At 67.1% G+C, this 7,980-nt stretch carries 8 protein-coding genes; 6 read left to right on the top strand and 2 right to left on the bottom strand.

Annotated elements, in window-relative coordinates; translation table 11 throughout:
* The 6 genes from ACILRA_RS16275 to ACILRA_RS16250 form a co-directional block, all read left to right on the top strand.
* Nucleotides 1–795, top strand: a 795-nt coding sequence (locus ACILRA_RS16275) for an ABC transporter substrate-binding protein (RefSeq protein WP_395663124.1), incomplete at its 5' end; no start/stop codon positions are given.
* Nucleotides 792–2,399: a hypothetical protein gene (locus tag ACILRA_RS16270; protein WP_395663123.1), complete on the top strand. Its 1,608-nt coding sequence runs from the start codon at nucleotides 792–794 to the stop codon at nucleotides 2,397–2,399. The genes ACILRA_RS16275 and ACILRA_RS16270, both read left to right, overlap by 4 nt.
* Entirely contained in the window at nucleotides 2,390–3,034 is a 645-nt protein-coding gene (locus ACILRA_RS16265) for an ATP-binding cassette domain-containing protein (RefSeq protein WP_395663122.1), read from the top strand. Before ACILRA_RS16270 ends, ACILRA_RS16265 begins: the two co-directional genes overlap by 10 nt.
* Nucleotides 3,027–3,632, top strand: a complete 606-nt coding sequence (locus tag ACILRA_RS16260) for a CDP-alcohol phosphatidyltransferase family protein (protein ID WP_395663121.1) — start codon at nucleotides 3,027–3,029, stop codon at nucleotides 3,630–3,632. The genes ACILRA_RS16265 and ACILRA_RS16260 overlap by 8 nt, the downstream gene beginning before the upstream one ends.
* A gap of 311 nt (nucleotides 3,633–3,943) precedes the next feature.
* Complete coding sequence (locus ACILRA_RS16255; protein WP_395663120.1) at nucleotides 3,944–5,080, top strand: type III PLP-dependent enzyme; 1,137 nt, start codon at nucleotides 3,944–3,946, stop codon at nucleotides 5,078–5,080.
* A gap of 108 nt (nucleotides 5,081–5,188) precedes the next feature.
* Nucleotides 5,189–5,713, top strand: a complete 525-nt coding sequence (locus ACILRA_RS16250; RefSeq protein ID WP_395663119.1) for a GNAT family N-acetyltransferase — start codon at nucleotides 5,189–5,191, stop codon at nucleotides 5,711–5,713.
* A 277-nt stretch (nucleotides 5,714–5,990) separates the two neighbouring features.
* On the opposite strand, the gene ACILRA_RS16245 is transcribed toward ACILRA_RS16250, so the two are convergent.
* On the bottom strand, nucleotides 5,991–6,758 hold the full coding sequence (locus ACILRA_RS16245) for an SDR family NAD(P)-dependent oxidoreductase (RefSeq protein ID WP_395663118.1): 768 nt from the start codon (nucleotides 6,756–6,758) through the stop codon (nucleotides 5,991–5,993).
* Nucleotides 6,755–7,980 (bottom strand): amino acid permease (locus tag ACILRA_RS16240; RefSeq protein WP_395663117.1); only part of this gene is annotated, 1,226 nt, incomplete at its 5' end. The genes ACILRA_RS16245 and ACILRA_RS16240, both read right to left, overlap by 4 nt.

The following is a 7,980-nucleotide window of genomic DNA, read 5'->3' as shown; positions in this document are numbered from 1 at the left end:
GAGGGAAAGCCGACGACCCGGATCGACTTCGCGGAAGCCACCGAAGGCCTCGAAGCGCCCTGGGGCATGGCGCAGCTGACCTTCTTCGGCGATGGCGCAAAGCTTGGCGACCCGCCGCTGTCGATGATTGAACTGCTCGATCTGGCCCGCAACGAGCCCGGCCGCATCACCTACCCCGCACCGCCCGATTTCCACGGCACCACCTTCGTAAAGCAGGCACTGTTCGAGACGATGAGCCAGACCGCGCTTCTGCCGGTCAGCATCGGGCGCCCTGAATTCGAGGCAGCGTCAAAGCCGTTGTTCGACTTCCTCGACGCGCTCCATCCGCATCTGTGGCGGCAGGGCAAGCAGTTTCCGCAGAGCCAGGCGCAGGTGAAGCAGATGCTGGCCGATGGCGAACTGCTGATGGGCCTCACCTTCAACCCCAACGAGCCCGCAAACCTTGTCGCCTCCGGCGAGCTGCCGGAAACCACCATCGCCTGGCAGCACCGGGCAGGCACCATCGGCAACACGCATTTCCTCGCCATCCCCGTCAACGCGCGAGCGAGCGCGGCAGCGCAGGTGACGGCGAACTTTCTGCTCTCGCCCGAGGCGCAAGCAAGGAAGGCCGATCTCGCGGTCTGGGGCGATCCCACCGTACTCGACCTCAACAAGCTCTCGCCCGCCGGCCGCGCCCTGTTCGCAGGTGGCAACCTGCCGGGTGCCGTCAGCCATCCGGCGCGCACGATTCCGGAACCGCACGGAAGCTGGGTACCGCTGATCGAGGCCGCATGGCTCGAACGATACGGCGCATGATGTCCAAAGCCGGCGCCTGGCCGCTGGCCCTGCTGTGGGGTCTCCCGCTCATCCTGTCGCTGGCGATCCTCGTTCCCGCCGTGGCGGACGGCGCGGCGTGGCTCAGCCTTCTCGCGCATCCCCAGCTCTGGCCCGGGCTCGGGCTGTCGCTCTTCACCGGCGCCGCCGCGGCCCTGCTGGCCCTCGCCCTGAGCCTGCTGCTGCTCGCGGGGCTTCACGGCAGCGCGGGCTGGCGCTGGCTCGAATTTGCCTCGGCGGCGGGGCTGGCGCTGCCGCATCTGGCCTTTGCCATCGGCTTCGGCTTTCTCATCATGCCTTCAGGACTGCTGGCGCGGCTCCTGGCGGGCGGTGACGCGCCACCGGGATGGGTGAGCGTGCAGGACCCGCTGGGGCTGTCGCTGACGGCGGCACTGGCGCTGAAGGAGGTTCCGTTTCTGGTGACGGCGGCGTTTGCCGCGCTGGCACGCGGTGACCGCATCCGAAGCCTCGGCCTCGCGCTGCGCGCGGCGGCAAGCCTCGGGCATGGCAAGGGCTCGGCCTGGCTGCGCATCGTGCTGCCGCTGCTGCTTCACGATCTGCGCTGGCCGCTGGTCATCGTGTTCGTCTATGGCGCGACGGTCGTCGACATGGCGCTGGTGCTCGGCCCCACCCAGCCACCGACCCTGGCCGTGGTGATCTGGCACGCGCTGAACGATGCAGCGCCGGACGCGAACCGCATGGGGCTTGCCGGAACGCTGCTGCTGACGGCGAGCCTGGCACTGGTGCTCGCCGCGGCGGCAACACTTGCCCGCGTGCTGCGTGGCGCCGGGCGCCGGGCGCTCACCGCCGGTCCCTCGCGGCTTCGGCCACCGCGGCGCAGCGCATGGCTTGCAGGGGGTCTGTGGCTCGCCGTCATGGCCAGCTGTTTAGGACTGCTCCTGCTGCTCTCGGCCGCGCCGCGCTGGCCCTACCCCGCGCTGGTACCGCCGGTGGTGAACCTGCAGGCCTGGCAGACGATGGCCGCAGCACCAGCACCGCTGTGGCTCAGCCTCGGGCTGGGCCTTGCGGCATCGGCATCGGCCATCGCGCTCGCCGTGCTGTGGTTCGAAACGCAGCCGCCATCGCGTGACCGCTGGCCGATGGGGCTCGCCCTGCTCAGCCTCGCCCTGCCGCAACTCGCCATTGCGGGCGGTCAATACCGGCTCTTCCTCGACTGGGGCCTTGCCGGAACCCTCCCAGGGCTGTTCCTGGCGCACCTTACGCCGGTTGCGGCCTATGTGCTGATCGTGCTGCAGGGCCCCTATCGCGCCTTCGACGCGCGCTACATGGCGGCAGCGCGCGCCTTGTCAGTCGCGGCACCGGCGGCATGGGCGCGGGTGAAGCTGCCGCTCCTCAAGGCCCCGCTCCTCACCGCAGCCGCCATCGGCTTTGCCGTCTCGATCATGCAGTTCGTACCCGCCCAGCTCATTGCCGCGGGGCGCTTCAGCACGCTGCCGATGGAGGCGGTGACGCTCTCCTCCGGCGGCAGCAGGCCGCTCACCGCCGCCTTCGCGCTGGCACTGGCGCTGCCGCCACTTCTCGGCTTCCTCGCCGCAGCGCTGCTCGGGAGGCCGCGATGGCGCTGAGGCTCACCGGCGCCTGCATCCTGCTCGGCGGGAAAGAGCTGATCAGGCCGTTCTCCCTGGACATCGCAGCAGGCGAAACGCTGACGCTGATGGGCGCGAGCGGTGCTGGAAAGTCGACCCTGCTTTCATTCATTGCGGGCGATCTCGACTTACCCTTCACGGCCACCGGCAGCGTGAGCCTGGAGGACGAGGCGCTGGGCGCGCTGCCGCCAGAGCGCCGCCGCATCGGCCGCCTGTTTCAGGACGACCTGCTGTTTCCGCATCTCACCGTGGCCGAGAACCTGCTGTTCGGCATGCCGCGCGGCCCGCGTGCGGAGCGGCTCGCGAAGGTGGATGCTGCCCTCGCCGAGGCCGGGCTCGATGGTTTCGGCGACAGGCCGCCGCATACGCTCTCGGGCGGGCAGCGCGCACGCGTGGCATTGATGCGGGCGCTGGCCGCCAAGCCCCGCGCCATGCTGCTGGATGAGCCCTTCAACAAGCTCGATGCCGAACTCCGCCAGGCGATGCGGGACTTCGTGTTCCGCCACATCGCCATGCGGCGCATTCCCTGCCTGATGGTGACGCATGATGTGGCGGACGTTCCCCAAGGTGGCCGCGTCATGCTGCTGAGGAACGGCGAGGTGACGGATGCTTGACCGCATTGCCCTGAAGCTCGTGAAGCCTGCCGTGGAAGCAGCAGCCGCCAGGCTATCGGCGCGCGGACTGACGGCCGACCAGGCAACCCTCACGGGCTTCGGCTTCGGCATGCTGGCGGCGGTCATGATCGCCGCGGGGCTCACGGCAGCCGCCATCCTGCCGCTCCTCGTCAACCGGGCGCTCGATGGTATCGATGGCGCATTGGCGCGGCGCGCGGGCGCCACCGGGCGCGGGGCCTTTCTCGACATCTCACTCGACTTCGTGTTCTACGCGGCGATCCCGCTTGCCTTTGCAGCGCTCGCCCCGGCAGAGAATGCGATGGCCGCCGCCGTGCTGCTCGCCGCCTTCGTGGCCACCGGCACGAGCTTCCTCGCCTTCGCGGTGATCGCGGAGAAGCGCGGCCTGAAGAGCACAGAATATCCCTCAAAGTCCTTCTACTATCTGGGCGGGCTCACCGAGGGCACGGAAACCATCCTCTGCTTTCTCGCCATGTGCCTGTGGCCGCAGCACTTCGCGGCGATCGCCCTCGTCTACGCAGCGCTCTGCGCCATGACAGCGCTGACGCGCCTCATTGCAGGCTGGAAAATGTTCGACTGAAAAAATTCCGGCAGGGGTCAAAAAACCCTTGCATGTGACAGCGAACGCAAACATATACCGCTCGCCCAAAGTCGCACGTGCCCCAAGGTATCCCCCAAAGCAACGACGGTGCGGGCTTTTTGGTCTCTGCCGGCTCCTCCAAAGGCCGGGGTTACTGAGAGGCACCACTATCCTTGCCCCATGTGCGATTGGGACCACCCCGATCAAGCCAAGGCGAAACGTCAGTACAGGTCGAACGTTTCCACGTCTCCACAGCGTGGAGCGATCGTTCTGCTACCGGCTCTTGCAACCTGATTTCGGGAGATATTCCAATGGCAGCCACCGCCCGCATCCTCGACTTCCTGCGTGACCGACGTCCCGAGGGCCCCTGCCTCGTGGTCGACCTCGAAGTCATCGCCGACAATTACCGCGCCTTCACCCGCGCCATGCCGGACACCCGCGTCTTCTACGCGGTGAAGGCAAATCCGGCGCCGGAGATCCTGAAGATGCTCGCGGACATGGGCTCCTGCTTCGACACCGCCTCGGTCCCCGAGATCGAGATGGCGCTCGCCGCTGGCGCCACGCCTGACCGCATTTCCTTCGGCAACACCATCAAGAAGGAGCGCGACATCGCGCGCGCCCACCAGCTGGGTGTGAAGCTCTTCGCCGTCGATTCGGACGAGGAAGTGGAGAAGGTCGCCCGTGCCGCCCCGGCTGCACAGGTGTTCTGCCGCATCCTCACCGATGGTGCCGGTGCTGAGTGGCCCTTGTCGCGCAAGTTCGGCTGCGAGCCCGCCATGGCGGTGGACGTGCTGATGCATGCCCATGCGCTTGGCCTCGATCCCTATGGCATCTCCTTCCACGTCGGCTCGCAACAGACGCGGCTGGCTGCCTGGGACCAGGCGCTGGCCGAATCGAAGGCGATCTTCGATGCCATGCAGGCCCGCGGCATCACCCTCAAGATGGTGAACCTCGGCGGCGGCTTCCCGACCAAGTACCTCAAGGAGGTGCCGGGCACGGGCAGCTATGCCAACGCCATCCATGAGGCGCTGACCAAGCACTTCGGCAACGCGATCCCCGAGACCATCATCGAGCCGGGCCGCGGCATGGTTGGCAATGCGGGCGTGGTGAAGGCGGAGGTCGTGCTGATCTCCAAGAAGCACGCCAACGACAACCACCGCTGGGTCTATCTCGACATCGGCAAGTTCGGCGGCCTCGCCGAGACGATGGACGAGGCGATCCGGTACCCGATCGTGACGGCCAAGGACGGCGACCAGAAGGCCCCCTGCGTAATCGCAGGACCGACCTGCGACTCGGCCGACGTGCTCTACGAGAAGACCCCGTATGACCTGCCGGTCACGCTGACGGTGGGCGACGAGGTCCTGATCGAAGCGACCGGCGCCTATACGACGACCTACGCGGCTGTTGCCTTCAACGGTTTCTCGCCGCTCCAGTCCTACGTCATCTGACGCAAGGCTGAACGTCACACCCCAGTCGCCCCCGGCAGTTGCCGGGGGACCAACCTCATTCTTTGGTTTCCGGCGAGTACCGCCGGGATGACAGGAAGGTCTGTTCCAATGGTCATGATCCGCACCGAAACCGCCTTCGACGTGCCCGCCCGCGAGCGCCTGCTCGACCGCGCCTTCGGCAAGACGCGCCGCCGCAAGACATCCGAACGCCTGCGCGAGGGACGCCGTCCCTCGGAAGGCCTCGCCTTCAGCGCTGTCGACGAGGATGGCGCCCTGCTGGGGACCATCCGCCTGTGGGACGTGGTGGCAGGCTCCGCCGGACAGGCGCTGCTGCTTGGGCCGCTTGCCGTCGACTGCACGGCGCAGCGCCAGGGCATCGGCGCGGCCCTGATGCGCCACGCGATTGCCGAGGCGCGGCTGCGCGGCCACGCGGCCATCATCCTGGTGGGTGATGCGCCTTACTACCAGCGCTTCGGCTTCACGGGCGGGTTGGTGGCGGATCTGCACCTGCCCGGCCCCGTCGAGCGTGCGCGCTTCCTCGGGCTGGAACTAGAGCCCGGCGCCCTTGATGGCGCGGAAGGCCTCATTGCCGGCTGCGGCCGGCTGGAGGCCCAAGAACGGCAGGCTGCTTGAGCCTGCGCTGACACTCAGGCGTCGCGTCACCGCCCCGGCGAGGCGGCTGCGCGCCTGAGTGAGTGCCTCCCCACCGGTCACTTGCCGCATTGCCGGGTTCTGGCGCGTTGAAAGACGCCGCCACCTCTCAGCCCCCGCCTCGCCCGCGGGTGGTCTGCAGTGCCGCAACACCGGTGGGGATGGTCACAAAGCAGAAGGGCGGCCTCGGGAGGCCGCCCTTCGCTGTTTCAATTCATCCCCCTCTCCCCCACATGCGTGGGGGCGAGGGAGTTTCTCGTCACGCCGCTGTAAAGCCGTTGTCGACAAACAGATGCGTGCCGTTGACGAAGCTGGCGTCATCGCTCGCCAGGAACAGCGCCGCGCGGGCTACTTCCTCTGGTTCGCAGATCCGGCCCTGCTGGGCGGCAAGGGCTGCTTCGGACACATCCACGCCATAGCGCTGCAGCTCCGCCACCTCGCGCAGGCCGTGCGGCGTTCGGACGAAGCCGGGGCAGACTGCGTTGCAGCGGATGTTGCGGTCCCGGAACTCGACCGCGATGGCGCGGGCGAACATGTGGCAGGCACCCTTGGTGGTGTCGTAAAGCACCTCCATGGGAGTTCCCGCCACCGCCGAGATCGATGAGGTGCAGACGATGGAACCGCCGCCCGCCGCGATCATCTGCGGCAGCACGGCCTTCGTCACCAGATACATGCTCTTGACGTTGATGGCGGTCAGCCTGTCCCACTCCTCCTCCGTCGTCTCGAGGAAGGGCTTGATGACGATCGAGCCTGCGTGATTGAAAAGGACGGTGATGGGGCCGAGCCTGGCGCTCACCTCATCCACCGCCTTCGTGACCTCAGCGCTCTGGGAAACATCCGCCTGCACGAAGCAGGCGGTGCCGCCATTGCGCTGGATGTCGGCCACCGCCTCGGCACCTGCCTTCGCGTTGATGTCGAGGATGCCGACCCTGGCACCCTCGGCCGCGAAGAGGCGCGAGGCGGCACCGCCCATGCCGGTGGCCCCGCCTGAAATCAGGGCCACCTTGTTGTTGAGCCTGCCTGTCACGTTTCGCCGAACATCGCTTCTTTTTTGGCGATCTCCGCCTGGCGGCGCTTGATCTCGTCACCCACCGGCGGGCCACGGAAGCGCTTGTTCTCGGTGGCGAACCAGAAGATCAACGCCAGCACGACGAAGCCGATCACCACGTAGAGCACGCGCTCATTGGGCGGCGCCACGGCGATGAACAGAATGATCGCCATGCCGATGACCGACAGCACGGTCACGAGCTTGTAGGTGCCCGTGGACATTGCCCAGGGGCCGGGCTTCGGCCACTTGGACGTGCCATAGGCGAACAGGCCCGCGACCAGCGGAATGGTGAAGGACAGGAACAGGAACACCAGCGTGGAGTTGACCACGATGACATAGATCGAGGTCTCGCCGACCTTGATGCTGAGCGCCAGCAGCACATAGAGAATGCAGAGCGCCGTCACCGTCCAGATCGCCGTCACCGGCGTGCGGAAGGCGGTCGACACGCTGGCGAGGGCGGCGGAGCCCACCGGCATGCCGTTGTCACGCGCGAAGGCGAAGAGCATGCGGCTTGCCGAGGTCACGGTGGCCAGGCCGCAGAGCAGCTGCGCGATGAAGATGCCGATGTAGAGGATGTTGCGCAGCGTCTCGGGGATCACGGCGTTCATCGTGCCGAAGAACACGCCCCAGCCCTGGGCCGCACCCGCCGCCATGTCCGGCACCGCCAGCATGATGGCGCAGATCATGACCCAGCCGACGAGCGATGACCACAGCACCGCCGACACGATGCCCTTGGGCACCGAGGTGGCGGCGTCCTTGGTTTCTTCCGAGGTATGCGCCGAGGCGTCATAACCCGTGATCGTGTAGACCGGCAGCAGCAGGCAGAGCAGGAACAGGTAGAACATGTTGTCGCTCTGCGGGAAGACATTGGCACCCGCTTCGCCGGAGTAGTTGGTGAAGGTCCACAGCCGCGAGAAGTCGAGCGAGGGCGCAAAGTAGAGGCAGGCCACGACGAGGACGGCCGTGGTGATGAAGATGATGTAGCCCGAAATGTCGGTCAGGAAGGTCGTGACCCTGATGCCGACATGGTTCAGCACCGCCTGGATGATGGTGATGATGGCGACGAACACCACGACCTGCATGTCAGTGCCGGTGAAGAAGGTGGTCACCGTGCCGTCAGCCGCGGTGGTGCCGAACATCGGTGCGATGGCGCCGGCGAAGAAATAGGCCGTGCCGATGTTGATGGCGCCGAGCACCGTGA

The sequence above is a fragment of the Aestuariivirga sp. genome (genome assembly GCF_044239095.1).
Lineage (GTDB): Bacteria > Pseudomonadota > Alphaproteobacteria > Rhizobiales > Aestuariivirgaceae > Aestuariivirga.
This window is presented reverse-complemented; position numbering and strand designations above follow the sequence as displayed.

What these genes read in the sequence shown, in the direction of transcription:
- ACILRA_RS16270 (WP_395663123.1), top strand. Translation starts at nt 792, where the DNA reads ATGATGTCCAAAGCCGGCGCCTGGCCGCTGGCCCTGCTGTGGGGTCTC.
- ACILRA_RS16265 (WP_395663122.1), top strand. Translation starts at nt 2,390, where the DNA reads ATGGCGCTGAGGCTCACCGGCGCCTGCATCCTGCTCGGCGGGAAAGAG.
- ACILRA_RS16260 (WP_395663121.1), top strand. Translation starts at nt 3,027, where the DNA reads ATGCTTGACCGCATTGCCCTGAAGCTCGTGAAGCCTGCCGTGGAAGCA.
- ACILRA_RS16255 (WP_395663120.1), top strand. Translation starts at nt 3,944, where the DNA reads ATGGCAGCCACCGCCCGCATCCTCGACTTCCTGCGTGACCGACGTCCC.
- ACILRA_RS16250 (WP_395663119.1), top strand. Translation starts at nt 5,189, where the DNA reads ATGGTCATGATCCGCACCGAAACCGCCTTCGACGTGCCCGCCCGCGAG.